A 25,230-nucleotide genomic window follows, 5' to 3' on the forward strand; every position below is an offset into this window, starting at 1 on the left:
AAAAAGAGGAGCTTAGAGCTCCCCTATATTATTTATTATTTTTGTAAAACGCTGTCGTTTGGTCTATCTTCTGTTGGGATATTTGTATTGTCTGCTGGTGATTTGAAGATTGATGCTGCCGAGAAATCTTTAACAGCTTTTCCAGATTTTTTGATATCAACAACTGTACCAGGGCCTCCAACGCAGCCTCCCATACAAGCCATTCCCTCGATTAGCTTGCCGTTCATCTTGCCAAGTTTTGCCATTCTAGCTAGTTTCACACAGTCAGCTAGGCCTTCTGCATTTTCCATATTTACTACTACATCAGGGTCGATTTCGTGGATTCTCTTTTCAACCGCTTGGGCAACACCACCACTTACAGCGTAGTACCTTCCAGTTTGAGACGCATCCATAATATCGTCTTCTACTTCTATTTCAGCTGGCTCTATACCCTTAGCAAGAAGCATGCCTAAAAGCTCTTCGTAGGTAATTACAAAGTCAATAACTTCTGCAACTTCTGGTTCAAGGGCTTCAAGCTTTTTAGAAATACATGGTCCTATGAACACTACTTCGCAGTTTGGATCACGTTTTTTCATTTGCTTGCCTGAGTAAATCATAGGTGTAGATGACTCTGAAATCTTGTCGTTGATTTCTGGGAAATTTTTTCTAACCATTGATTTCCATGAGAAACAGCAAGATGTACCCATAAATGGTATTTTGCCTGTTGGCACAGACTCTAAGAATTCATGTGCTTCATTCATTGTAGTAAGGTCAGCACCTAAACCTACTTCAATCATATCATCAAAGCCTAGCATTTTGACAGCTTCCCTGATTTGTTTTGGGCTTACATTTGCACCAAATTGGCCTACAAAAGATGGGGCTACTATAGCATAAACCTTCCTATCTGATTGGAGAGACTTGATTAATTGGTAAATTTCTCCCTTGTCTGATATAGCTCCAAATGGACAGGTTATTATACACCTACCACAAGCTACACACTTATCTTCATCTATTGATGCACGACCTAATTCATCTGATTTAATCGCCTTTACACCACAAGATTCGGCACAAGGTCTTTTTTGATGGTTTATAGCATTGTATGGGCAAGCTTCAACACACTTACCACATTTGATACATTTTTCTTGATCAATTATAGCACCCTTAGCTGTGTATTCTACTGCGTTTTTTGGGCAGACATTCACACATGGGTGGCCAATACAAGCGTGGCATTGGTCTGTAACTGTAACCTTATTTTCTGGGCAAGCCTCACAGGCAATTTTGATAACTGATACTAATGGTGGATGGTAGATTCTCCTATCAGCATCCATATCAGCAAGACCTTGTGTAATGGCTTCGGTTTTGTCAGCTGTTCTTGCGTCAAGACCTATACACATCCTTAGTCTTTCGCCCATTACAGCTCTTTCCCTGAAGATATTTTCCCTGTAGGATGCTTCTTCACCAGGGAGGATATTATATACTTCTAGGCCTATATCTGTCAGTGGCCTATTCTCATAAGCAATCTTCGCAATTGCCTCAAAGGCCATCCTTCTTATGTTTAAAATATCTATGTACGATTCTTTCATTTAATACCTCAACTAACTTAATCTTTTCTTATTTATTGGCTTCTGCCCTTCTCTTGTCCCTATCAACTTTGATAGTCGCATACATTTTTTCCATAAGAACTTCTGGTTTAGCTTTGGTTATGTACTCGTCATCTATTTTTAAAATAGGTGATAATCTTTTTGAATTTTCTACTTCATCCATTATGTTCTTATAAACTATTTCGATTTCTGGCGCATCGCCAAGACCATCTACTTCATAAGCAATTTCAACATCTTTCTTTACAAGCTCAGCGGAATCATGTAAGTATTCATTTCCGTGGGCTGTACATCTTGCACATGAACATATAGTTACCTTCATCTCAGTCTCCTTTTTATATTCTCAGTATGATTGTATCAAATATAACGAAATATTTCAATATGAATTATATATAATCATCAATTGGTATTTCTATTATAAAAGTAGAACCCTCTCCGAGTTTACTTTCTATGTCTAGATTGAAAGAAAGTGTATCAGCAATATGTTTTACAATAGAAAGGCCAAGTCCAGTTGATTTTAACTTCCTATCTCTTGATTTATCAACCACAAAAAACCTCTCAAAAACCCTTTTTATATCGGAACTTCCTATTCCAATGCCAGTGTCTTTTATAAAAATCCTAAGCGACCTATCTATAAGAATCGAAGAAATTTCGATAGATCCACCTTCCTTGTTGTATTTGATGGCATTTTCATAAATGTTTGATAAAAGGTCCACAAAAAGAGATTTGACTGTGTGAATCCTGTAGGAAGTCAAATTATTTTCCACTTTTATATTTTTCTTAACTGAATTTTGCCTAAACTTATCGATGATAATATCCATCTCTTCCTTGATATCAACGTAGGATTTTTCTATGTCTAGGCCTTTTTCATCAAGTTTTGAAAGTCTAAGGATATCGTCAATTATTTCAAGGAGCCTATTTCCCTCATCAAAAATTATCTGGGCAAATTTCTTAACATCTTCTTTTTTGGCAATCCCTGTAGCAATGAGCTCTGCATAGCCATTTATAGAGGTGAGTGGACTTTTTAGTTCGTGGGTGACATTGGCAGAAAATTCCCTTCTCATAAGCTCTGCCTTCCTTGTTTCTGAATAATCAATGATAATTACTACAAAACCCATGTTTCCATCATCATAAATTGGGTCGATAAAAATCTTTAGGTGGTAGGAATTTACATCAAGGGCCAGGCTTTTTGACCTGGATAAAATCCTTGCTTCTCTTAAGGCAAGCTTGTATTCTTTGTCATCTATGAGCTTATCAAGCCTAACCTTCTCATCCTTATTTAAAAAAACCTTGGCCGAATCATTCATCAGTTCTACCTCACCCTTAGGATCAAATACTATAAAGCCTTCTTCCATATTTGAGGTAATATTTTTTAACTCTTTGATTTGCCTTTTTAAGATGGAAATGTTTTTCTCAAGTTTGATATTTTTGTTAAGAAGCTTGCCATAAATCTTGCCTACATCTTCAAAATCTTCGCCAATGTGGTCAAAGTCGTAGTATTTGTCAAATTTCGAAATTTCTTTGGCATAGGTATCTAGTCTTTTGTCGATATAAAAGTGAGATGATGCCAACAAAATCATTAGAATTGCCCAAAATAAAAGACAGAGTATGTATTGGTTTGTATAAAAACTAACAACCACAGCAAGGGCGGTAGCTATGGTTGTTGTAATAATTAATGATTTTTTAGTTAACTTTTTCATATCTCTCCAAATTTATAACCAAGGTTTCTTACGGTTGAAATGTAGGAGCCTGCATCCTTTAGCTTGGATCTGAGGCTTGCTATATGAACATCAACAGTCCTAGTCTCGCCTTGGTAGTCATAACCCCAGATTTTTAGGAGGAAATCTTCCCTGGTAATGACATTGGCAATATTGTTCATAAATAAAGATAACATCTCAAATTCCTTGTAGGTAAGGTCGATTTTTTCTCCATTAACCTTCACAGTTCGTTTTTTGGTATTAATGCTTAGATTTTTGTAGGTGAGATGGTCGTTATCAGCCTTATTTACTCGACGCAAGATAGCTTTAACCCTTGATAGAAGTTCTAGGATAGAAAATGGTTTGGTGATATAATCATCAGCCCCACTTTCAAGGCCCAAAACCTTGTCAAATTCATCAGTTTTTGCTGTAAGAATTATAACAGGTATATCAGAAAATTCCCTAAGCTCTTTTAGGATTGTGACTCCGTCCTTTTCTGGAAGCATGAGGTCTAGAAGCAAAAGTTCGCAGGGATTTTCCCTAATTTCCTTTACTATTGACCTACCATCCTCAAAGGATTTTACTTGATAGCCTTTTTCAGTAAGAGCATAGGATACTAGATTTCTAATTGCTCCATCATCTTCAACTACATATATCATTATAACCTCGTTGCTAATTCTGCCACCCTGGCAAGCCTGTCGCCAAGCCTTTCAAAGTATTTAAAAAGTAAAATTTTATTCGATAATTCTACTGCACTAATCTTGTCGTTTTTATTTTCATCTGCCGCAAAGTTAATGGCATCAATAAATAAGTCGTTATTAATTTGGTCTTTCTCGATTGTATCAAGGGCTAGGTCCTTATTATTGGTCACAAAGGCCTTGATGCCATCTTCTAGCATATTTTTTTCATTTTCGATGAATTTTTTAAGAAAATCTATTTCTTTTTCAGAAAGCCAATAGGATTTTAAGATTTCTGCTGCTGAATTTAGGTGACTTGCTATTCTTTTGAAGGTTGAGGCAAGTTTTATTTCCATTTGCAAGAGCCTAAGATCTTTGGCCACAGGTTGTTGGAGGGCCAAGAGTTCAAAGCAAAAGCTCTCTACTCCAGATGCTCCCCTTCTGATATCGTCATAGAGTTCTATGACATGATCTAAATTTTCATCGTTTTTATTGTCAAGATAAAGGTCAATCCTATCATAGGAAATAAGGATTAATTGGCTTACTTCCCTGGTCATATCCTTGATTGATCCCAAATTACTATTAAACCTAGTCCTCATTATCCAAACCTTCCTGTAATATAATCTTCAGTCCTTTTATCAGCTGGGTCTTCAAAAATCTTTTTGGTTTCATCCATCTCTATTACCTCTCCTGTTAGGAAGAAGGCTGTTTGGTCTGATATCCTTGCTGCCTGCTGCATGTTGTGGGTTACAATTACTATGGTGTATTTTTCCTTTAACTCATCCATCAAGTCTTCTATGGCAGATGTGGATATTGGGTCAAGGGCACTTGTAGGCTCGTCCATTAGGATTATTTCAGGATTTACAGAAAGGGTTCTAGCTATACAAATCCTCTGTTGCTGGCCACCGGAGAATGACAAAGCGTTTTGGTCGAGTTTATCCTTAACTTCATCCCAAATTGCAGCGGCCTTTAGAGAATTTTCTACAATTCCATCTAAAGTTTCCTTATCCTTAATGCCTGATAACTTTGGTCCATAGGTAATATTGTCATAAACTGACTTGGAGAAAGGGTTTGGTGCTTGAAAGACCATACCAACATTTCTACGCAAACTTACAACATCCACGTCTTTTTTGTAAATGTCAGATCCTTCTATTTCTATTAAACCTTCTATCCTACATGAATCAACAAGGTCGTTCATCCTATTAAAACATTTGAGAGTTGTAGACTTGCCACAACCAGAAGGTCCTATAAAGGCTGTAACCTTGCCCTTTTTGATATCCATATTTATTTTTTTAAGAGCTTTAAAATCTCCATACCATAAATCTAAATCTTTGACTAAGATGGCTGTGCCCTTATCTTCAACATTTCTTTGGGCTATTATTGATTTGTTTTTCTTATTTATTTGCTGGGCCTTTTTATAGATGTCATCTTCTAAGGGCCCATTTTTATTTATATTATCCATTCTTTCTCCTAAGATTTTACAATTTTTTTACTAATCTTTGCTGAAACGAAGTTTATTACGACAACAAAGACTAGGAGGAGTACTGCTGTGGCGTAAGCTTCCTTAACGTGGAAACCTTCTGACGAAAGTACGTACATGTGAACTGCCATGGTCCTTGCAGACTTAAATAAGCCCTTTGGTATATCAGTATTAGTGCCCATTGTGAAAATTAGGGCGGCTGATTCACCTACAATCCTACCTGTTGATAAGAATATTCCTCCTAGAATTCCGTCCATGGCATCTGGCAATATGACCTTAAAAATAGTTTGGATTTTTGTGGCCCCAAGGGCAAGGGAGGCGTGGGCTTGTAGAGGGTTAACTGTCAAAATAGCCTCCTCAGTTGTCCTTATTATGGTCGGAAGAACCATAATTGCCACTGTCAAACATCCTGCTAGGAGGGAATACTTCGTTCCTAAGCCGAAGCCTGTTCCTGATACAAAAAACAAGTAACCAAAAAGACCGTAAACTATAGAGGGAATTGATGATAGGATTTCAGTTGAAAACCTAACGGACTTGATAAGAAACTTATTTTTTGCATAGTTTGAAAGATAGATTGCAGTAAAAATTCCTACAGGAAGGGCAATTATCAAAGTCAATCCTATGGTCATCAAAGTTGTTATTAAGGCAGGCATGAGGGAAACATTTTCTGTAGTATATTTTATTTCAAATAAGGATGGGCTGATATTTGGTATGCCCTTTATTAAAATATAGGCAATAATAATCCCAGCCATGGCATAGCCAAGAAATGTTAGACCTATTATTAAAGCCTTATAAATTTTACTCATAAAAATCTCCTATAATCATTCTTCGGTTTTATTTCTTATAATATTAAAGATAATATTTATTATCAGGATAAAGACAAATAAAACCATGCCTGTGGCGATTAGGGATTGTCTATGCAAACCTGATGCATATCCCATTTCTAGGACTATATTGGTTGTTAAGGTCCTTGCACCTTTTAAGATTGAGCTTGGCATTACTGGTTGGTTACCTATAACTAAGTAAACTGCCATGGTTTCACCTATGGCCCTACCGATGGCAAGGATTATTGACGAAAATATACCAGATCTAGCATAAGGCACTAAGATTTTTCTGATGGTTTCTTCCTTTGTAGCCCCAAGGGCGAGAGACCCCGTCATAAAGGTCTTAGGCACTTGCCTTAGGGAGTTTTCAGATATATTTACCATGGTTGGCAAAATCATAAAAGCTAGGAGGATGGATGCACTTAGCATATTCATACCTGATTTAGCATTAAAAATATCTTTTATTAGAGGCACAAGGACCATCATAGCAAAAAATCCATATACAACTGATGGTATAGCTGCCATAAGGTTCATTAGGGCCTTCAATACCCCATAGGATTTTTTTGCATAATAGGCCATAAATATTGAAATTGCAAGACCAAATGGAAGTGCTATTAAGGTTGATAAGCTGGTTACTATTAAAGAACCTATAATCATTGGATAGATTCCAAATCTCGGATTGCCTGCAGTTGGTTTCCAAACCTTGCCGGTTACGAATTTTAAAAGTCCGTATTCATTTACAAACTTAATACCTTCAGAAAATATGAAGAAGATGATAAGTAGTATCAAAAATACGGACATTACTGCAGACAAGAGAAAAATTATTTCGCCAACTTTTTCTCTTATCTTTCCCATTTTACTTTCCTAGTTCGCTTGTATTTCTAAGCTCGCCCTTAAAGATTTGTTTAAGTTCATCCATTGTTAGGTCTTCTACCTTGCTTGATGGATTTACTACTACTGCGATACCGTCTGTTGCGATTACTTCTACGGCAAGTTTATCTTTTTCTTCATCTTTTAGCTCTCTAGAGGCCATTGCTATATCAGCTGCTCCGTCGATTACTGCTTCTATACCTGCAGATGAACCTGTTGATTGGATTTCAATCTTAGCGTCTGGGTTAAGCTCTTGGTATTTTTCTGCCATTTTTTGCATAAGTGGGGTTACAGATGTAGAACCAGCTACTGTGAGGGTACCAGATACTTTAGCTGGTTCATATTTCTCTGTATCCTTTAGTGGAACATAACCTTCTTCTAAGGTAAGGGTTTGGGCTTGTTCTGATAGACAGAATTTTAAAAAGTCTTTGGCTAGATCATTTATTTCAGCTTCTTTGAAAGCTAAATTAAATGGTCTTGAAATTTTGTAGGTGCCATTTACTATATTTTCTTCTGTGGCTTCTACACCTTCGATTTTTACTGCTTTTACAGTATCATTTAGGGAGCCTAGGGAAATGTATCCGATAGCTTCTGTATCTTGGCTTACTGTCTGCATAACACCGTTAGTTGAGTTTTGGACAATGGCTTCCTGGGTTGTCATATCTTCCTTAGACCCGTCAACTTCTTCTTCAATGCCAACAAGTTCTATGAAAGCACCCCTTGTACCTGAACCTTCTTCACGAGATACAACTGAGAAATCATAATCTTCTTGATTTGCTGTTTTAGTTGATTCTTCTTTTTCTGCTGGTGCTTCAGCAGTTTCAGTTGTTTCAGTTTTAGCTGGTTTTTCTTCTGCCTTTTGATCCTTACCACATCCAGCAAGGATAAGTCCAAGTGAAAGTGTTGCTGCTAGTATTTTTTTATTTGTGATTTTCATTTTAATCTCCTTAAGTTTCTTAACTTTAAGTCTATGATACTAGGTCATTATTCGAAAGGTTTTAAATCTTTGTAAAACTTATGTAAAATAAATCATAAAAAAAGACGAAGATTTCCTCGCCTAAAAAATATTATTTTTCTTAATCAGCTATTACTTCATCAAGGGCTTTTTCTTGTCTTTTGTCCGCTTCTGTTTCTGGAATCATTACATTCATCAAAATTGATGTGAGAGCAGCAAGGACTACTGGTGATACACCGATTGCATTTTTAAGAGCCTCTGGCATAAATGTTATGCCTGCAGATTCAGCAGTTGTAACTATGGTTGTAAAACCAAAACCAATTGCAATTGCGATTCCTACTATAGAAGTATTTCTCACTGTGAGTGGTTGTTCGGTTATCATCCTAATTCCATTCATAGTGATAGCTGCAAATACTGAAAGAGTTGCGCCTCCTACTACAGGTGCTGGGATGGTAGTTAGTAATGAAGATATTTTTGGCATAAAGCCTGCCACTAGGATAATCAAACCTGCCCCAAAAAATACTCTCCTATTAATAACCTTATTTACTGAGACTATTCCAACATTTTGTGAAAATGTAGCTGTTGGAAGACATCCTATAAAGGCACCTATAACATTTGCCACACCAAAACCTACAATTCCTCCCCTAAGCTCATCATCTGTTGGGTTTCTGTCCATACCGCCGATGGTTGTTGATGACATATCGCCAATTCCTTCTATACATGTAACCATAAAGATGATTACAAAGGAAATTATGGCTGATGGTTCAAATTTTATGCCAAAGTGAAGTGGAGCTGCTACTGATAACCAACCTGCTTCCCTAACTGGTGATAGGTCTACCATATCAAAGAAAAATGCTATGATATAGCCAACAACCATGGCAAATAATACTGAAGCAAGTTTAGTAATGCCCTTGCCAAAGTGGTTAAGACCAACATTTACAAGAAGGGTGATTATACCAACAAGCCAATATTGCCATGCTCCCCAACCTGGGGCCATAACTGATCCTGCTCCACCCATATTTGTAATAGCAACTGGATATAGGGTAAGGCCTATAGCCAAAACTACAGTTCCTGATACAAGTGGTGGAAAAAATGGTGTTATATATTTGAGGGCAAGGCCAAATACTATAGAAACAATAGCTCCTATTAATTGACTTCCTAAAACTACAGCCACAATTCCAGCAGGACCTGCTGATTCAAATTGACCACAAAGGGCAATCATGGTTGGCACATATGGGAAGGCTACACCATAAATCATAGGTAATCTACTACCCAAAATCCCTATTGGATAAAGCATCAAAAATGAAGTAAGGGCTGAACCTATGAGGGCCATCTGGACAAGGATAATGCTATCAGCGTGGCTAAGGCCTGCTGCATCAGCAAAGATCAAAGCTGGAGCTACACAACCTGCTATCATGGCGATTACGTGTTGTAAAGCTAGTGGGAAGGCTTCTTTGAAAGAAACTTTGCCTTCAAATTGAAACAATTCTTTAAATTTACTTTCCATTATCTCTCCTTTTTTATTTTGGACAAAGAAAAAGCCACCTACAGGTGACAAGCTTATTCATTTATCCTAGTTCTTTTTTTGAAATGGCTAGTATAAGTATGTATAATCAAAAATTTATTTCTACCATTTCTAGATAAGTTATACAGTTAAAATCCCTTAAGTCAAGTTATTTCTAAGCCTTATTTTTTATGGTAATTTCAAAAGAAAATTTTAGTTTTGTACAATTTTTATTTTCCTATAAAAGAAGTAAAATAGAAGAATAATAGCGAAAGATAAAAGACGGAGAATTAATAATGAAATTACTAATACCAGAAGCTTACAAGTCAAACGAGGATCTTTACAGGACTCAAGTTTTAATAAAGGAAATAAAAGATTATTTTCAAATCAACCTTGCCAACAATTTAAATTTGAAAAGGGTATCTGCACCTCTTTTTGTATCAAAAAAATCAGGTCTTAACGACAACCTAAATGGTGTAGAAGAACCTGTCTCATTCAATCTCCCAGAGGCTGATAACGAAGAAATGGAAATTGTCCACTCCCTTGCAAAATGGAAGAGATACGCCCTTATGGAGTACAAATTCAAAGTCCACGAAGGTTTATATACAGATATGAATGCCATTAGAGCAAGCGAAGAGCCTGACAACACCCATTCCTTTTATGTCGACCAATGGGATTGGGAAAAAATAATAGATAAGGACGATAGAAACGAAACCTATCTTAAACAAACTGTGGAAACCATCTACAGGACAATGAAAAGCCTTGACGAATATCTTTGTGGCCTTATACCTACAAGGTCAAAACTTCTAAAAGATCAAATTAGATTTATTACAAGTCAAGAGCTTCTTGATATGTATCCTGATAAGGATGCTAAAGAGAGAGAAAAACTTGCGGCAAAAGAATTTGGTTCAATATTCTTATTACAAATAGGCTCTCTCCTATCAAATGGCGAAAAACACGATGGTAGAGCCCCAGACTACGATGACTGGCTTTTAAATGGCGATATAATCGTCTACAATCCGGTTCTTGACGATGCCCTAGAGCTTTCCTCAATGGGTATCAGAGTCGATAGCTTTAGGTTAAATGAACAATTAAAACAGTCAGGCAATCTTGATAGGTTAAAATACGACTACCACAGAATGCTCCTTGATGATAAGCTACCACAAACCATAGGTGGTGGTATCGGCCAATCAAGGCTTTGTATGTTCTTTTTACAAAAAGCCCACATCGGCGAAGTCCAAGTATCCTACTGGCCAGACGACCAAAGAAGAACACTAGCCAACAAAGGCATTCAACTATTATAGAAAAAGAGACCTTGATGATAAAAAATCATTCAAGGTCTTTTATTATTTATCTATAGATAAGATTAATAACATCTTAAATTTTGTAATTGCACTCACATTATGGATTACATTTGCTGGGAAAACTAATTGTTCACCAGCTTCAATCACAACTTCTTCATCTCCAACAAGAAGCTTTGCCTTTCCCTCAAGGGCCATGACAAGAGCATCTCCAGGAGCCTTGTGGGGTTTTAGACCCTCGTTTTCATCAAAAGCCATCATTACTACCCTAACATCATCTTTTGAAACAAGGTCAATATTGGCTATAGCTCCGTCTATATAATCCAAGTAGTCAACTAATTTTATTTTCTTTCCCTTATCGATATTTTTCATCTCTTCCTCCTTTAAATTGATTCCTATTTCTAAAAAAATACTTTCCTTATCTGTCTCAATGCCAAAAAGCTTATTTTTTTCGAAAAATATTAATTCATTGTTAATAAGTTTTTCCTTATTAAAGTTAATTTCTCCTTTTAAAACAAGGTATATCCTCACTTGGTCATAAAATTCTGGAGAAATGCTTGTATTTTGGCCAAGACTCATAAGTAAAATGTGTAAATCCTCCAAATCTATAAGTTTCTTGCTTATAGTTTGGTTTTCTCTTAGGGGAATCATCCCTTCTGCCTTTAAGATTACTCCCTTACTAATATTTTTCATTTTAATCTCCTACTATACTAAGTGGAATAATTGTATTATAATATTCTTCATCTTTTTTTATTTTTTCAAGTATAACTTCTACCCCAAATGCTTCCCTTATATTTTCCTGGCAAATAATATCAGATGTTTTGCCAATTTTATACCTAGCATCTTTCATTAAAATCAAACACTTATCTGCTATTTCAAGAGCGTGGGCTGGATAATGTGTATTTATAATAACGCTAATATTTTCTTTTTTGGATAGGTTTTTGATTAAAGAAATTATTCTGAGTTGGTTTTTAAAATCAAGACCACTTTCTGGTTCATCTAGTATAATCAGGCTCGGATTAGAAATCAAAGCCCTTGCTATGAGAACCATCTGGAGCTCTCCCCCACTCATTACTGAACAAGACTTATCCTTAAGCTTTTCTATGGCTAAACTTTTCATGAGTTTTTCTGCCTTGTCATAGTCTTTTTGACCCGGTTTTGCAAAAGGCCCAAGCTTACTAGCAAGACCTAGAACTACCATATCTATACCCGAATATTCAAAAGAAAATGACCTTTTTTGTGGAACGTATGATATATTGGACCATAATTCCCTTCGGCTAAAGGATGCAATATCCTTTCCGTCCAAATAACTTTTACCAAATTTCCATTTTTCAAAATCACATATGCACCTTATAAGGCTTGTTTTGCCAACTCCATTAGGTCCTAATATTGATAAAACCTGACCTTGGTCTAGGCAAAAAGATAAATTTTTAAATAATACATGATTTTTATCATAATAAAATCCTGCATCTTTGAATTCTAATTTAATTGAAACCACCCCCAGTTTTTCTAATTAGGCTTATAAAAATAGGAGCACCTATAATTGCTGTAAGGACTGAAATAGGTAATTCTATTACAGAAACCGTCCTTGATAAGGCTTCTATTAATACCATCAGGCTTGCTCCTAAAGATATACTAAAGGGGAGGGTGTGGGTGTTGTTTGCTCCCACCATCATCCTTGCCATGTGAGGAATTATCAAACCAATCCATCCAACTTGACCACACATTGATATGGATGACGCTGTAATAAGAGTGGATGCAAATATGAAAAGAAGCCTAGTTCTTTTGACATTTACACCAAGACTCTTTGCTTCGTCTTCTGAAAGGCTCATAATATTTAATCTAAAAATCAAAAGTCTAATCAAAATTATACCAAAAATTATTAGTGGAGCTGAAAGCACCAAGTTTTTGTAAGATGATCTTGCAAAAGAACCCATGAGCCAATAGCTAATTGCTGGCAACTTGTCTGTAGGGTCAGCTGTATATTTTAATAAGGATGCAAAGGCGTTTGTTAAGGAAGAAACTACCAGACCTGCTAAGATAAGCATTATTGTTGATGACCTAGTCCTAGTCTTTCCTATATATAGGGTTAATACCACTCCAATTAATCCAAAAACTAAAGCTAAGGCTTGGATGGATAGGGTTGAAAGTGATAGGAGTATGCCAATTACTGCCCCAAGACTTGCAGCAGAGCTTACTCCTAAAATATCTGGAGTTGCCAAGGGGTTTGAAAAAACCCCTTGAAAGGCAAGACCAGCTGTGGAAAGACCAGCTCCGACTACAAGGCCTGTAATAATTCTTGGCAGACGTACATTAATTATTACAGATTCAAGCATGGGATCAAAGTCTCTACCACCTAAATAAGCACCTAAAAATTCTATAATCTGCCCTAGACTAAGTGGCATCCTACCTATGGCAAGTGCCATAATACTTATTAATATGGGTAGAATTATAAGTATTAGATATGAAGTTGATTTTATTTTTTTATCTTTGATAAAGATTTCTTTAATCATATATCAAACATATCCTCGATTTGTTCATCATTTAATTCATATCCATACCATTTTTGATAATATTCTTTAATCATAGACTTAAGGTCATAGTCTTTAAATTCATCTGGATAGGTTGATTTTGCAAGCCAAGCTAGGACAAGTGGACCATCTGGGTTTGGTGTGAACCAATTCCACATACCAAGTTTTGTATTGTAGACTTTTTTATCCTTGACTGCTTTCATATTTGAAAAATCTATACCTTCTACAGAATTTGCAAATACATCTTTTGTTGTTATATCAAGTAAACCAGGTCCATCAAGATAAAGTATATCTGGATTCCATTGGTAAATTTGCTCTACAGATACTTTAGCAAAGCCCTTTGCTTCTTCAGCCAGATTTTTGACCCCAATTCTCTTTAGCCAAAAATCTCCAAACACTCCCTTACCAGCAACCATTGGTACACCTTGAGTATATTTCCATAAAATCATGCCGGTTGGTTTTTTGCTATCATCTATTTTTGCAATTCTTTCTTCAACATCTTTTACAATTTCTTGACCGGCTTTAATGAAATCATCTGTCTTTCCACTTTCACCAAAAACATCTTCTAGAAGTTTTAACCATTGGGTGTATCTATCTATTGGGTCAGCTGGACCATTGGTACCAACAGTGGCAAAACCAACACATGGTATGCCCGTTTTAGATAAGGCTTCATAATGTTCTTTATTTGATGCGTTGTAGAAAATAACATCTGGTTTAAGCTTCATTATTTCCTCAATATTTATGTCAGATTGAGCTTGAACAGTATTTTGACTATCAAGAAGTTCTGGAGCAATGTCCTTTAAAACTGTATTTGAAATTACTTGCTTAAGTGAACCAGCATAACCTGCTATATATGGAGCCTTTCCATGATGGTAAGCCATATAAGTTGATAGAATCGGAATTTGATCTATAACTATTTTTTCAATTTTTTCTGGAACTTCAACCTTATTGCCTGCATGGTCTGTTATTGTCCTTGTTTTTTTACTTTCATCCTTATTTTCTTCAGGCTTTTCTTCTTTTTTATCTGCCTTTTCATCTTCTTTTTCTTCTTTATTTTCGCTTTGAACTACTTCCTTGCTTTCTGACTTTTGTTCGGTTTTTTCCTTACCACAAGCTGTCATACTTGTTAAAGCAAAGGCTTGTAAACATAAAATTAATAGTATTTTTTTAATATTTTTCATCTAATCCTCCTTTTTACTTGCCAAAACTATATATGAATTATTTGAGCTCTTAGACCTTTCTAGCATTTTTGTAAACCTTGCCCTATTTTCTTCGGAATAAGCATTTCTATAAAAATTTGCAGCCCCAACTGGTCCCTCATCCTTTATGATTGTATCCCTGTCTAAAAGAATCATCCTGCCGGTCCTTTGTGAAAAAGGTCTAAAAGAATTTTCTATAAATACTTTATTCCAATTTTCTACGGTTAGAGGATAAACATTCATATTTGTAAATTTTGAAAGTTGCCTTCTTATATCTTCACTTTCATTTTCAACTGCCACATCATGAGTTAGTAAGTAACCACCCTTTTTTAAAACTCTGTGATAATTTTTAAGAGCCTTTGCTTTGTCTTCATTTGTAAGCATGGTAAGCATGGCCTCATTAATTATTAAATCAAATGTTTCATCCTCAAAATCTAAATTTAAGGCATCCATATTCACGACTTCAATTTCCTTATCTAAACTCAAGAGATTTATATTCTCCAGAGCTTGGTCTATGGCAACTTGATCAATGTCTATACCTATTATTTTACATTTATATTTAGTATAAACTCTTATTAGGTTATCTCCTCTATTGCAAGCTACTTCCAAAACTTTCATATCTTTATCAATTTGGACCTGATCTAATAACCAATCGGTCATAAGACCTCCTCCTGGTCTTAATCTTGTCCTACCAAGCATCTTTAAAAAATCATGTCCAAATGTAATTTTATTTTGTTCCATTTATTTTCTCCTTCTTGATAACGATAATCATTACACATATAATTATAACATAGATAATTTTTATTGCAGTTGCTAAAGCAACAAGAGAGGATTTTATGGAAGAAATTATTTTAAAAAGTGAATTATTTAATGGTTTAGATGAGGCTACTATAAAACATATTTTTTCATGTATAGACCATAAAATCTTAAATTTCTCTAAAGACGAATACATGTATGACTTTTCCACAGGTTTTAAGGCTGGTATCGTCCTAAGGGGAAGGATTGATTTATGTACCATAGATGATGACAGGGAAATTATAGACAGGATTTATAGGGTTTCTGATTCTTTTTCTATTAATTTTTCTTCCCTAGCTGATAGGTTTATGGTTTGTAAAAAAGATTGTAAAGTATTGGTCCTTGATGTTTGCAAGGTATTCGAAAAGCATAAAAGGGCCTGCACAAGCAGACCACTTTTTATGGAAAATATTATAGAATTGTATGATGAGCAAATTTCATACTTGGCTTACAAATTAGATATATATTCCAAGCCAAAAATCAGGGAAAGAATCAACAAATATATTGATAAATATGGTGTAAATTCTCTATTTTCTAATAACTTATCGAGGGAAGATTTGGCTAAATTTTTAGCTTGCAATAGGTCTGCTCTTTCAAGAGAGCTATCCCTTATGAAAAAAGAAGGTTTGATATAAAATTATGGACTGATTAAGCAAAAAATAATCAGTCCTCCGAATCTTTATTTTTTAAAATCAAATAATCTTTTATTTCTTCAATAAACAAGTCCCCATATTGGATTAGTTTCTTTTCTCCTACACCCTTTACCCCTAAAAATTCTTCTTCATTCTTTGGTTTTTTGATTGCCATATCCTTTAGGGTTTGATCTGAAAATATAATAAAAGGTGGGATTTTCCTAAGTTTTGATAGGTCTAACCTTAATTTTTTTAGTTTTTCAAATAGATCTTGGTCGCCTTGGCTTCCTAGATTTTGCTCTTTATGTTTGACCGATTTTTTAGCTTCAGTCTTCCTTGCATAAAATTTGGTCTTAGAAAATAAAATATCCTTAGATTTTTCTGTAAGTGCAAGGACTGGATAATCAAGACCAACGACTTTGATATAGCCATCTGCAATCAAAACCCCAATCAAATCTTTAATCTCTTCGGCAGATTTTTCTTTCATGATGCCGTAGGTGGAGATATTTTCAAGCTCCTTCTCCCTAGCATTTTTATTTTTCGACCCCTTAAGACAGTCAACAACTGTACTTATCCCATACTTTTGATCAAGCCTAAAGATACAGGATAGGATTTTTTGGGCATCGACAGTCTTATCTTCTTTTTTAATATCATCAAGACAATTTGAACAAAAATCGCAAGGTCCTTCATATTCTTGGCCGAAATATTCAAGTATAAAGGCCCTGAGACATTTATTTGTGTTGACGTAATTTATAATTGTCTGAAGCTTTTCAAGTTGAATTTTCCTGTAGGCAAGGTTACTGCTTTGATTTATCAGGTGCTTATTTATAATAATATCCTGGGCAGAATAAAGAAGGATACAATCAGCATCTTCTCCGTCCCTGCCAGCACGACCTGCCTCTTGGTAGTAGGATTCCATGTCTTTGGGCATATTGTAATGGATAACAAAGTTCACATTTGACTTATCAATCCCCATACCAAAGGCATTTGTAGCAACAACCAAATCTTTTTTATCAAAAATAAAATCTTCCTGGGCCCTTTTTCTCTCGGCCTCACTAAGGCCAGCGTGGTATTTGGTCACGCTTAAGCCTCCAGCAGCCAAGTATCTCTGGAGCTTATCGACCCTATTTCTAGTAGAGGCATAAATTATGCCTGATTTTCCCTGGCGATCTTCCAAATAATCTTTCAAAAATTTAAGCTTGTCTTTGGGTTTTCTTACGATAAATTTTAAATTCGGCCTGTCAAAACCAGTCACTTTCACAAAAGGATCTTTAAGAGATAAATTATTTATGATATCATCTCTTACTTCCCTGGTTGCTGTGGCTGTAAAGGCTGCTATTTGCACATGAGGTCCAATAATATTATAAAGGTCAGCAATTAATTTGTAGGAAGGCCTAAAATCGTGGCCCCATTGGGAAATACAATGGGCCTCATCGACTGCCACAAAAGATAGGTTAATATTCCTCAAAAAATCCCTAAAAAACTCATTATCTAGCCTTTCTGGAGAAATATAAAGGAGTTTTATTTTCCCTTTTCTAACATCTTCTAGGGTATCGATATAGGTTTCAAAATCAAGGCTTGAATTAATAAAACTTGCATCAATCCCATCTTCCCTTAGGGCATCGACCTGGTCTTTCATAAGGCTAATTAAGGGAGAAATCACTAGGGTTAGCCCATCTTTCATAAGGGCTGGAAGCTGATAACAAATCGACTTGCCCCCTCCTGTTGGTAAAACTCCCAAAACATCCTTGCCCTCTAGGATTTTTTCTATAATTTCCCTTTGTCCCTTCCTAAAGGTGTCAAAACCAAAATATTTTTTTAAATTACTTGTGATTTGTCTTGTCATATTTTTCCTAAAAAAAATAATTAAGCCCTAGGACCTAATTATTTTCTTCTTCCTCATTAGAAGATTCGTCTAATTCTTCATCTATATCTTCTGAATCTTCCTCATTTTTTTCTTTTTCTTTACGCTTTTTATTTTCCTTTTCAGTATTTTTGACATTTCTCTCTAGGGCATTTTCTTCAGCATCCTTGATTTTAGAATCATTGGTTAGGTATTCCTCGTTTTCAATCTTGGCACCCTCGCCCTTATTAAAGACAATATCACCAATTTTTGTCCTAAGATCAATGTTATTTTTGGCCTTATTATTAGCCTGGTAACCGTCTGTGATGTTCCTGTAAGAAATATTTCCTAGTACAAAATTACCAACTTCTAGGTAGGCATTTATATTGTAATTGTCAATAGTATCCTTAGCATCAATTAAAATATCACCTGTAGATGTGGTGAAATCAAGTCTATTTCCTAGCTTTGATTCCTTGATGATAATGTCACCTGCAACTGTAGATAGTTTGGTATTTGACAATTCACTTTTATTAAGATTTATAGATCCTGATTCGTTTTTGATAGAACCTTGGAAAAATCCATTATTAAGACTGATATTACCGGATTTTATCCTTAGGTCAAAGTTTTTCACTTCAAGGTCATCAATTTTGACATCACCAGCACCGATTGTGCCCTTGATTTCTTCAATACCGCCCTCGGAAGGAAGGAAAATCCTTACTATCGGAATTTTATCCTTCATATAAAGTTCCTTGCCTTCAACCTTATTTTTAAGCTTTAGAACACCTTCCTCAAAGCTCACATCAAGCCTGTAGGCATTGTCTTCTCCTCTGAAAAGCTCTGTGTATTCTATATATGGATTAGTATTGGACCTTTGGATTCTTACATCTGATGAACCAAGGTCAAAGTCAATTGACTTTATCTTGTTTAAATCAACCCTCATGATACGGGACTGGTTATAAGAGTTTTCATCAATTTGACTAGTTGTTGCTGCATTTTGGATTGAAGCATTTTTCTTTGAAGAAATCATGAAAATCACAAGGATAAATAAGACTAGGCCAACTAAGCCAAAAATCAAATTCCTCTTATTAACTCCATCAAGCCACTTAAAAGGATTTGGCTTTTCACTTTCCTTGTTAGTCTTTTCCTTATTTTCTTCTTTTTCTTCGATTAATTCTTCATCTATCTTTATTTTCTTATCGTCCACTCTTACCACCGCCTAGTTTCTCTAAAAGTATAAGTCCTGATGTCAGGGCAAATAGCCATCCTATATATAAAATAGTTTGGTCTTTTTCTATAAAAACACTAAAAACTTTTTCTAAAAGTTTAGAAGATATATCTCCTTGTATTAAATATTGTATCACAAAAAGCAAAGTAAATACATTAAGACTTGCAATTATTAAATAAAAAATATTTTTACTTATAACAAGGTCATTGACCCTGATATAAAAACTAAGTCCAAAGAGAAATACAGAAATTACCCCGAAGAGGATTGTCATGTAGGATTCTTTTACAAGAAAAACTGACAATACGCAAAATATTAAGATTATAAGAGCCTTAAGCTCCTTAAAAATGTCTATTACAATCAATATTCTACCTCCCATAGGTAAAGACCAGCTGGGCTTAGGGCAGGATTTGCCCTCACATTTGACTCTGGGTCAAAATAAGCCTTAAAATCTTCTAGAGAATTTTTCCCTCTGGCAAGTTCAATCAAGCTCCCCGTCATAATCCTCACCTGATTATGGAGAAAGGATTCTGCCTTAAAGAAAATCTCTAGCCTATTTTTTTCTCTTTTGAAATAACAATCGTCTATTCTTCTATTTGTATTTATCTCAATATCCTTATCTTCCTTCATAAAAAGCCTAAAATCATGGTCACCCTTAAGGACCTGAAGGCCCTGGTCAAGCTTGTCATAATCAAGCTTGTAGGTTATATTTTCCATATAGGTCCTATAGATTGGGTGGGGATTTTTTTCCTGGTTTATTACATACTTATAAGTTTTTGACTTACAAGAAAACCTAGCATGAAAACCAAGGCCTACTTCTTTTGAAGATAAGGCCAAAATATCATCTGGAAGATATGGCTGGATATGGTAGGCAAAACCTTTTGGGGAAACATGGCTGGCTGTGAGAAAATTTACATAAAAACTTCTCGCATGGACACCCGCATCTGTCCTACCACAGGCTATAATCCTATTATCTTCGCCAGTCACCTCGTGGATGGCTTTTTTAAGCTCTTCATCTACTGTTCTTTGGTCTATCTGGTACTGGTAACCCTTAAAGTCCCTACCGTCAAAACACAAATTTACCAATACATTTTTTATCATAGGAAGTATAAAACAATTATAATGACACAAAAGATTGTGAAACCAATAATAGAAATCCAATCAGTCTTCGCCATATAAATCTCGTTGAGTTTTGTTCTTTCTTCACCAATCCTGTAAAGTCTCGCTTCCATAGCGGTTGCAAGATCTCCAGACCTTTTTAAGGCATTTATAAAAAGTGGGACCAAAAGTGGGATCATAGACATGGCCCTGTCAAAGATATTTCCAGATTCAAAGTCCGCTCCCCTTGCCATTTGGGCCATCTTAATCTTGTTTGCCTCATCGAAAAGGGTTGGGATAAATCTTAGGGAAATTGAAATCATCATTGCAAGTTCCCCTGCTGGAAAACCAAATCTTTTCATTGGTGAGAAAAGTTTTTCAAGGCCATAGGTTAATTCCATTGGGCTTGTGGTGTAGGTTAAAACTGATGTTGAAAGGATAATCAAGACTAGCCTTAGGATTGTAAAAGCAGTCCTAAATACGCCTTCTTCAGTTATAGAAAACTTCCAAATGGTGAAGATTTCCCTACCTGGTGTTGTGACTAAGTTAATTACACCTGTCAAGACAATAATAAATATCAAGGGTTTTAAAGACTTTACAATCGCCTTAAAAGGGATCTTTGCTATAGCCAAAAGGGCAATCAATAGGACTATAAAAGGTATATAAGTGATAAAGTCCTTTACAAAAAATATGGTAATTATATATAAAAATACTCCTATGATTTTGACCCTTGGATCTAGCCTATGGACAAAACTATCAAAAGGGAGGTATTGACCTATGGATATATTAGTCATTTTCGCCTCCTAAGTGTTTGTATAATTCATTAATAGCAGCGTCCACTGTGTAGATTTTTTCATCCACATCTGGATTTTTCTTTTTGTAAGCTCTCATAAATTTAGTTATCTGTGGCACATCTAGGCCTATTGTATCAAGGTCGACTGATGTGAAAGTATCAAATGTAGACTTATCTGAATAAACCTTGCCACCATTCATAACTATGACCCTATCAACATATTCTGCTACATCTTCCATAGAATGGCTAACGAGGACAATACTTAGCTCATCATCGGCTTCGTAGATTTTCATAAGTTCCTTAAAAATTTCCTGGCGCCCTATTGGGTCAAGGCCAGCTGTTAGTTCGTCAAGGACAAGGACTTTTGGATTCATGGATAAAATTCCTGCTACAGCCACCCTTCTTTGTTGGCCGCCGGATATTTCAAATGGTGATACATCCTTGTAGGTTTCATAATCAAGGCCAACTTTTTCCATAGCTGACTTTACTCTTGCGTGAATTTCATCTTCCTTTAGGCCCATATTTTTTGGACCAAAGGCAATGTCTCTGGCAATAGTCTCTTCAAATAATTGGTTTTCTGGATATTGGAAAACTAGGCCAACCTTAAATCTTGCAGCCTTTCTCTTGGATTTTTCCTTAGAATTTATACCGTCAATTATAACATCACCGTTTGTAGGGATTAAAAGGCCATTTAAAAGCTGGACTAGGGTTGATTTACCAGATCCAGTTTGGCCAATAAGGCCAATTATTTCCCTGCTATTTATTTCTAAATTTATATCTTTTAGGGCATAAACCTCGTTGGGAAGGCCCTGGTTGTAGATATAGTCAACGTTTTTTATCTCTATTTTCATAAGCTTTCTAAAAACTCCTCGACAGTCAAAGGAAGCCTGTCAAATTTTATTCCCTTTTGGCTTAGGCCATAGGCTACTTCTGTAACTTGTGGAACTGTAAGGCCTAATTCTTTCATCTTTTTAACTTGGGAAAAAACTTCCCTGCTATTACCTTCGAGTGCCTTCTTGCCCCTGTCTAAAACTACAATTTTATCAGCAAGAACTGCCTCCTCCATGTAGTGGGTGATGTAAATTATGGTTTTGCCATAATCTTTATTTAGACTTTTGATTAGCTCAATTACATCCTTCCTACCTTGGGGATCAAGCATGGCTGTTGGCTCGTCAAAGATTATATAGTCTGATAGCATTGCAATTACACCCGCTATTGACACTCTTTGTTTTTGGCCACCTGAAAGATTCGATGGATTTCTATGCTTAAAGTTAGACATACCTACTTGTTCGATTGCCCTATCAACCCTCTGTCTTAATTCAGGGTGTTCTACCCTTAGATTTTCAGGACCAAAGGCTACTTCTTCTTCAACCGTGGTTGCAACCATCTGGTTGTCTGGGTTTTGGAAAACCATTGAACATTTTTTTCTAATATCCCATTCACTTCCCTCAGTAGAGGAAGAAATATCATCTACGAGGATTTCTCCACTTGTTGGTTTGATTTGGGCATTTAAAAGCTTGCCTAAGGTTGACTTGCCGGAACCATTGTGGCCTAAAATTGCCACAAAGTCTCCCTTATTTATATCTATTGATAGATCATCAAGAGCAGTTTTTCCCTGGCTACCCTCATCAATTCCAGGGTAGGTGTAAGTTACATTTTTTATTTTTATCATTTTTAATCCTAATAGCTCATTGCTGGGCTGTAATTTGTACTTGATTCATAAACAACTACTGGGGTGCCGTGAGGAGCGAGCTCAAATAATTTTCCTGCAATAGCTGGTGGCATATTTAAGCATCCGTGGCTGCCATTTGTGAAATAGATTCCTCCACCAAAGGCCCCTCTCCAAGGTGCATCGTGGAAGCCTTCGCCGTCCCAACCTATTGGCATCCAGTATTTTACTGGGGTTTCATATCTTGAACCATCAAAGCCAGCGCCTCTTAGGGTTTGGTTGGCTGCTTTTGAAAGGATTGAGCCAACACCAACATTGGTTGCCCATTGGGTTGTGTTTGGCATGCCTGAAACAATATTAGTTTCTAGAACAACTTCTCCATCCAAATAAAACCACATGTATTGGCGGGAAAGGTCTACTTCTATATAGGTGTTGCCTATATCAGTTCCATCGGCTTCTCTCCTAAAACCTGTTCTTTCGTAAACTGGTTCTACATTTCCAGATTTTCTTTCATTTACTAATTTATAAACAGCATCAACTGTGCCTGGCACATCAAGAATAAATCCATAAACCCCTGGATTTACGGTGATTTTACCAATGCCTGTAGCATTGAAGTTCCTATTTTTTCCGTAGGTATCAGTTTGATCTGCAATTTCTTTGACATATGAAGTTAGCTTGTCATAATTTAGCTCAAAACTTCCCTTTTCTGTATCAAACATATCAATTAACTTTTCGCCTTCAAGTTTAAAGTCAAAACCATTGAAATTAAAACCGATTTTCATCCCTTCTATGGTCTTACCATCCTCAAGAAGGGCTGCAAGTTCCTTAGAATTATTCTTTACTGTAGGATTTATATAATCATTGTCATCAAGGACAATCTCATCCTTGTGATTATAGATAGCGTCCTTAATCTTTGCAGAAAGTTTTCCAAAGTCAACCTTGTTTCCCATCACTTCTGGAAGGATTTTAAAGGCGCCATTTTCATACTTAAGACTAGCATTTTCTGGTTCTTTGACATTGGCCAAAAGCGCTTGGCTTTTTAGGTTTTTGTCAAGTTTCGCTTCGTTATATTTAACATTATAATCAAATGTAAAATCATCGTTTGCGATATTTGCAAAGGCAAGTGGCCATTTAAAAGGATTTTGATCAATAGATGCAGATTTTGGAATACTCGCACTATAGTCAATTTCCCTTAGGTCAATTGTAGCCTTTCTTTCATCCCTGCCTACTACAGTGATTGTAAAAGGTTCAGCTGGTTTTCTAAGGGCCTCATCTTTTGAGGCATAGGAAATATCCCTGCCGTTTACCTTAGTGTTTGGTAGGGCTATAAAAGTAAATATTACTGTAACTATTAAATAAAGTGCTATTATTACAAGAATAAATAGGGTTAGGGCCCTAGATTTCTTTTTGTTGTTTGCTTCTGTTATGACGTCCTCCTTAATCCGGTCTCTTGCCAAAATACTGGTAAAAATCTACCTTTTGGCCTCCATTGTATAATTTTCTTTTCTTAGATATTTTTCTCTTAAAGGCTCTATCAAATTTCTCGTCAGCTGTTATAAAATAAAGTGACCAGGTATCAAGTCCTGCCAATTTATTGTTGATTTTTTTATAAATATCAGCTAGATCATTGTCTGATAACCTCATTCCGTAGGGTGGGTTTGAAATAAAAACCCCATAGTCATCGCCTAGGGCAACAGAGCCAAAATCTCTTGTGATAAAAGAAATATCTTCACCAACTCCCGCATTTATGGCGTTTTGCTTGGCTAGTGAGATTGCCCTACCTGATATATCCGAACCTAGGATATTTAACTTTTTGGAATAGTCGATTTTTTCCATCGCTTCTTTTTTAGCATCCTTAAAATATTTGGAATCCATAAATTTAAAGCTTGTAAAATCAAAGTCCCTATCGATGCCAGGTGCAATATTTCGAGCAAGCCTAGCTGCTTCTATAAGTATTGTCCCAGACCCGCAAAATCCGTCAAACAAAAACCTGTCCGGATTATAAAATGATAGGTCAACTAAGGCTGCTGCCAAGTTTTCCCTAAGAGGAGCTTTGACAGTGCCTTCCCTGTAGCCTCTTTTGTGAAGGCCATCTCCAGATGTGTCTAGGCAAACTTTGGCAATATTTTTTTCTATCATTATTTCGATATTAACTCTTTCGGCTGATTTTTCAAAAAAAGATTTTTTATAGTAAGTTTTTAACTTATCTATAATTGCCTTTTCGCTTATGGACTGAATCGACCTTAAAGAAAATAATTTTGACTTATAGGATCTTGCATTTACAATAAAGTTGCTATCCTCATTTAAAATATCCTGCCAATCTATTTTATTTACATTTTCAAAAAGCTCTTCAAAGTCCATGGCCTTAAAACTTTTTACTTCTAAATAGACCCTGTCAGCGTGTTTTAGGTTTATATTTAATTTTGCTAAGTCGGATAGACCACCTTTAAGGCTAATCAATCCATCACTTACTTCAAAATCCTTGTAGCCCATATCCCTAAGTTGGAACTTAACTAGGCTTTCTAGACCGAAGCTTGTGGTAATTAGTATTTTTTCCATACTT

At 35.8% G+C, this 25,230-nt stretch carries 26 protein-coding genes; 2 read left to right on the plus strand and 24 right to left on the minus strand.

Annotated features, from left to right (window positions below):
* Nucleotides 1-35: 35 nt before the first annotated feature.
* From J2Z38_RS04535 to J2Z38_RS04580, 10 genes are all read right to left on the minus strand, one after another.
* On the minus strand, nt 36-1,562 hold the full coding sequence (locus J2Z38_RS04535; RefSeq protein WP_209772932.1) for a 4Fe-4S dicluster domain-containing protein: 1,527 nt from the start codon (nt 1,560-1,562) through the stop codon (nt 36-38).
* Nucleotides 1,563-1,590: 28 nt separating this feature from the next.
* Complete coding sequence (locus J2Z38_RS04540) at nt 1,591-1,899, minus strand: hypothetical protein (protein ID WP_209772935.1); 309 nt, start codon at nt 1,897-1,899, stop codon at nt 1,591-1,593.
* A gap of 64 nt (nt 1,900-1,963) precedes the next feature.
* Nucleotides 1,964-3,277, minus strand: a complete 1,314-nt coding sequence (locus J2Z38_RS04545; RefSeq protein ID WP_209772937.1) for a sensor histidine kinase — start codon at nt 3,275-3,277, stop codon at nt 1,964-1,966.
* A complete protein-coding gene (locus tag J2Z38_RS04550) occupies nt 3,274-3,933 on the minus strand; it encodes a response regulator transcription factor (RefSeq protein ID WP_209772939.1) in 660 nt (219 codons plus the stop codon). The genes J2Z38_RS04545 and J2Z38_RS04550 overlap by 4 nt, the downstream gene beginning before the upstream one ends.
* Nucleotides 3,933-4,550, minus strand: a complete 618-nt coding sequence (locus J2Z38_RS04555) for a phosphate signaling complex PhoU family protein (RefSeq protein ID WP_209772941.1) — start codon at nt 4,548-4,550, stop codon at nt 3,933-3,935. Before J2Z38_RS04555 ends, J2Z38_RS04550 begins: the two co-directional genes overlap by 1 nt.
* Complete coding sequence (gene pstB / locus J2Z38_RS04560) at nt 4,550-5,413, minus strand: phosphate ABC transporter ATP-binding protein PstB (RefSeq protein ID WP_209772943.1); 864 nt, start codon at nt 5,411-5,413, stop codon at nt 4,550-4,552. The genes J2Z38_RS04555 and pstB overlap by 1 nt, the downstream gene beginning before the upstream one ends.
* An 8-nt stretch (nt 5,414-5,421) precedes the next feature.
* Nucleotides 5,422-6,237, minus strand: a complete 816-nt coding sequence (gene pstA, locus J2Z38_RS04565) for a phosphate ABC transporter permease PstA (protein ID WP_209772945.1) — start codon at nt 6,235-6,237, stop codon at nt 5,422-5,424.
* Between the two features lie 15 nt (nt 6,238-6,252).
* Entirely contained in the window at nt 6,253-7,110 is an 858-nt protein-coding gene (gene pstC, locus J2Z38_RS04570; RefSeq protein WP_209772947.1) for a phosphate ABC transporter permease subunit PstC, read from the minus strand.
* Between the two features lies 1 nt (nt 7,111).
* Nucleotides 7,112-8,062 carry a substrate-binding domain-containing protein gene (locus tag J2Z38_RS04575; RefSeq protein WP_209772948.1) on the minus strand — a complete coding sequence of 317 codons (951 nt, stop codon included), beginning with the start codon at nt 8,060-8,062 and terminating at the stop codon, nt 7,112-7,114.
* Nucleotides 8,063-8,201: 139 nt separating this feature from the next.
* Nucleotides 8,202-9,587: a uracil-xanthine permease family protein gene (locus J2Z38_RS04580; RefSeq protein ID WP_209772949.1), complete on the minus strand. Its 1,386-nt coding sequence runs from the start codon at nt 9,585-9,587 to the stop codon at nt 8,202-8,204.
* Between the two features lie 290 nt (nt 9,588-9,877).
* Here J2Z38_RS04580 and asnA point away from each other — a divergent pair, with 290 nt between their 5' ends.
* Nucleotides 9,878-10,888 carry an aspartate--ammonia ligase gene (asnA, locus tag J2Z38_RS04585; RefSeq protein ID WP_318527696.1) on the plus strand — a complete coding sequence of 337 codons (1,011 nt, stop codon included), beginning with the start codon at nt 9,878-9,880 and terminating at the stop codon, nt 10,886-10,888.
* Nucleotides 10,889-10,930: 42 nt separating this feature from the next.
* Here asnA and J2Z38_RS04590 read toward each other — a convergent pair whose 3' ends face one another.
* The 5 genes from J2Z38_RS04590 to J2Z38_RS04610 are packed head-to-tail and all read right to left on the minus strand — an operon-like array spanning nt 10,931 to nt 15,356.
* Nucleotides 10,931-11,578: a cupin domain-containing protein gene (locus tag J2Z38_RS04590; RefSeq protein WP_209772951.1), complete on the minus strand. Its 648-nt coding sequence runs from the start codon at nt 11,576-11,578 to the stop codon at nt 10,931-10,933.
* Between the two features lies 1 nt (nt 11,579).
* Nucleotides 11,580-12,383: an ABC transporter ATP-binding protein gene (locus tag J2Z38_RS04595; RefSeq protein WP_209772952.1), complete on the minus strand. Its 804-nt coding sequence runs from the start codon at nt 12,381-12,383 to the stop codon at nt 11,580-11,582.
* Nucleotides 12,370-13,398 (minus strand): FecCD family ABC transporter permease, encoded by a 1,029-nt coding sequence (locus J2Z38_RS04600; protein WP_209772954.1) that lies wholly within the window; start codon nt 13,396-13,398, stop codon nt 12,370-12,372. Before J2Z38_RS04600 ends, J2Z38_RS04595 begins: the two co-directional genes overlap by 14 nt.
* Nucleotides 13,395-14,597: an ABC transporter substrate-binding protein gene (locus J2Z38_RS04605; protein ID WP_209772955.1), complete on the minus strand. Its 1,203-nt coding sequence runs from the start codon at nt 14,595-14,597 to the stop codon at nt 13,395-13,397. The genes J2Z38_RS04600 and J2Z38_RS04605 overlap by 4 nt, the downstream gene beginning before the upstream one ends.
* On the minus strand, nt 14,598-15,356 hold the full coding sequence (locus J2Z38_RS04610; RefSeq protein WP_209772956.1) for a class I SAM-dependent methyltransferase: 759 nt from the start codon (nt 15,354-15,356) through the stop codon (nt 14,598-14,600).
* Between the two features lie 95 nt (nt 15,357-15,451).
* Between J2Z38_RS04610 and J2Z38_RS04615 the strand changes: the two genes are divergently transcribed.
* A complete protein-coding gene (locus J2Z38_RS04615) occupies nt 15,452-16,045 on the plus strand; it encodes a Crp/Fnr family transcriptional regulator (protein WP_209772957.1) in 594 nt (197 codons plus the stop codon).
* Between the two features lie 28 nt (nt 16,046-16,073).
* On the opposite strand, the gene recQ is transcribed toward J2Z38_RS04615, so the two are convergent.
* Genes recQ through J2Z38_RS04660 form a run of 9 tightly spaced genes read right to left on the minus strand, consistent with a single transcriptional unit; the run spans nt 16,074 to nt 25,226 of the window.
* Nucleotides 16,074-17,888 (minus strand): DNA helicase RecQ, encoded by a 1,815-nt coding sequence (gene recQ / locus J2Z38_RS04620; protein ID WP_209772958.1) that lies wholly within the window; start codon nt 17,886-17,888, stop codon nt 16,074-16,076.
* A gap of 34 nt (nt 17,889-17,922) precedes the next feature.
* Nucleotides 17,923-19,089, minus strand: a complete 1,167-nt coding sequence (locus tag J2Z38_RS04625; protein ID WP_209772959.1) for a DUF4097 family beta strand repeat-containing protein — start codon at nt 19,087-19,089, stop codon at nt 17,923-17,925.
* On the minus strand, nt 19,079-19,471 hold the full coding sequence (locus tag J2Z38_RS04630) for a hypothetical protein (RefSeq protein ID WP_209772960.1): 393 nt from the start codon (nt 19,469-19,471) through the stop codon (nt 19,079-19,081). Before J2Z38_RS04630 ends, J2Z38_RS04625 begins: the two co-directional genes overlap by 11 nt.
* The gene (gene truA, locus J2Z38_RS04635) at nt 19,468-20,208 is read right to left on the minus strand and encodes a tRNA pseudouridine(38-40) synthase TruA (RefSeq protein ID WP_209772961.1); all 741 of its coding nucleotides are present in this window, start codon (nt 20,206-20,208) and stop codon (nt 19,468-19,470) included. Before truA ends, J2Z38_RS04630 begins: the two co-directional genes overlap by 4 nt.
* Nucleotides 20,205-20,999: an energy-coupling factor transporter transmembrane component T family protein gene (locus tag J2Z38_RS04640; protein ID WP_209772962.1), complete on the minus strand. Its 795-nt coding sequence runs from the start codon at nt 20,997-20,999 to the stop codon at nt 20,205-20,207. The genes truA and J2Z38_RS04640 overlap by 4 nt, the downstream gene beginning before the upstream one ends.
* Nucleotides 20,992-21,849, minus strand: coding sequence for an energy-coupling factor transporter ATPase (locus tag J2Z38_RS04645; RefSeq protein WP_209772963.1), 858 nt, complete (start codon nt 21,847-21,849; stop codon nt 20,992-20,994). The genes J2Z38_RS04640 and J2Z38_RS04645 overlap by 8 nt, the downstream gene beginning before the upstream one ends.
* A complete protein-coding gene (locus J2Z38_RS04650; protein ID WP_209772964.1) occupies nt 21,846-22,670 on the minus strand; it encodes an energy-coupling factor transporter ATPase in 825 nt (274 codons plus the stop codon). The genes J2Z38_RS04645 and J2Z38_RS04650 overlap by 4 nt, the downstream gene beginning before the upstream one ends.
* 8 nt (nt 22,671-22,678) lie before the next feature.
* Nucleotides 22,679-24,124 (minus strand): L,D-transpeptidase family protein, encoded by a 1,446-nt coding sequence (locus J2Z38_RS04655; protein WP_209772965.1) that lies wholly within the window; start codon nt 24,122-24,124, stop codon nt 22,679-22,681.
* Nucleotides 24,105-25,226, minus strand: coding sequence for a THUMP domain-containing class I SAM-dependent RNA methyltransferase (locus J2Z38_RS04660; RefSeq protein WP_209772967.1), 1,122 nt, complete (start codon nt 25,224-25,226; stop codon nt 24,105-24,107). Before J2Z38_RS04660 ends, J2Z38_RS04655 begins: the two co-directional genes overlap by 20 nt.
* Nucleotides 25,227-25,230: the final 4 nt, after the last annotated feature.

The sequence above is a fragment of the Anaerococcus degeneri genome, assembly GCF_017874475.1.
In the GTDB taxonomy this organism is placed as follows: Bacteria; Bacillota; Clostridia; order Tissierellales; family Peptoniphilaceae; genus Anaerococcus; species Anaerococcus degeneri.

Excerpts from the sequence above, each read along its gene's own strand:
- J2Z38_RS04535 (WP_209772932.1), bottom strand. The coding sequence starts at position 1,562 with ATGAAAGAATCGTACATAGATATTTTAAACATAAGAAGGATGGCCTTT.
- J2Z38_RS04540 (WP_209772935.1), bottom strand. The coding sequence starts at position 1,899 with ATGAAGGTAACTATATGTTCATGTGCAAGATGTACAGCCCACGGAAAT.
- J2Z38_RS04545 (WP_209772937.1), bottom strand. The coding sequence starts at position 3,277 with ATGAAAAAGTTAACTAAAAAATCATTAATTATTACAACAACCATAGCT.
- J2Z38_RS04550 (WP_209772939.1), bottom strand. The coding sequence starts at position 3,933 with ATGATATATGTAGTTGAAGATGATGGAGCAATTAGAAATCTAGTATCC.
- J2Z38_RS04555 (WP_209772941.1), bottom strand. The coding sequence starts at position 4,550 with ATGAGGACTAGGTTTAATAGTAATTTGGGATCAATCAAGGATATGACC.
- pstB (WP_209772943.1), bottom strand. The coding sequence starts at position 5,413 with ATGGATAATATAAATAAAAATGGGCCCTTAGAAGATGACATCTATAAA.
- pstA (WP_209772945.1), bottom strand. The coding sequence starts at position 6,237 with ATGAGTAAAATTTATAAGGCTTTAATAATAGGTCTAACATTTCTTGGC.
- pstC (WP_209772947.1), bottom strand. The coding sequence starts at position 7,110 with ATGGGAAAGATAAGAGAAAAAGTTGGCGAAATAATTTTTCTCTTGTCT.
- J2Z38_RS04575 (WP_209772948.1), bottom strand. The coding sequence starts at position 8,062 with ATGAAAATCACAAATAAAAAAATACTAGCAGCAACACTTTCACTTGGA.
- J2Z38_RS04580 (WP_209772949.1), bottom strand. The coding sequence starts at position 9,587 with ATGGAAAGTAAATTTAAAGAATTGTTTCAATTTGAAGGCAAAGTTTCT.
- J2Z38_RS04590 (WP_209772951.1), bottom strand. The coding sequence starts at position 11,578 with ATGAAAAATATTAGTAAGGGAGTAATCTTAAAGGCAGAAGGGATGATT.
- J2Z38_RS04600 (WP_209772954.1), bottom strand. The coding sequence starts at position 13,398 with ATGATTAAAGAAATCTTTATCAAAGATAAAAAAATAAAATCAACTTCA.
- J2Z38_RS04605 (WP_209772955.1), bottom strand. The coding sequence starts at position 14,597 with ATGAAAAATATTAAAAAAATACTATTAATTTTATGTTTACAAGCCTTT.
- J2Z38_RS04610 (WP_209772956.1), bottom strand. The coding sequence starts at position 15,356 with ATGGAACAAAATAAAATTACATTTGGACATGATTTTTTAAAGATGCTT.
- J2Z38_RS04615 (WP_209772957.1), top strand. The coding sequence starts at position 15,452 with ATGGAAGAAATTATTTTAAAAAGTGAATTATTTAATGGTTTAGATGAG.
- recQ (WP_209772958.1), bottom strand. The coding sequence starts at position 17,888 with ATGACAAGACAAATCACAAGTAATTTAAAAAAATATTTTGGTTTTGAC.
- truA (WP_209772961.1), bottom strand. The coding sequence starts at position 20,208 with ATGATAAAAAATGTATTGGTAAATTTGTGTTTTGACGGTAGGGACTTT.
- J2Z38_RS04640 (WP_209772962.1), bottom strand. The coding sequence starts at position 20,999 with ATGACTAATATATCCATAGGTCAATACCTCCCTTTTGATAGTTTTGTC.
- J2Z38_RS04645 (WP_209772963.1), bottom strand. The coding sequence starts at position 21,849 with ATGAAAATAGAGATAAAAAACGTTGACTATATCTACAACCAGGGCCTT.
- J2Z38_RS04650 (WP_209772964.1), bottom strand. The coding sequence starts at position 22,670 with ATGATAAAAATAAAAAATGTAACTTACACCTACCCTGGAATTGATGAG.
- J2Z38_RS04660 (WP_209772967.1), bottom strand. The coding sequence starts at position 25,226 with ATGGAAAAAATACTAATTACCACAAGCTTCGGTCTAGAAAGCCTAGTT.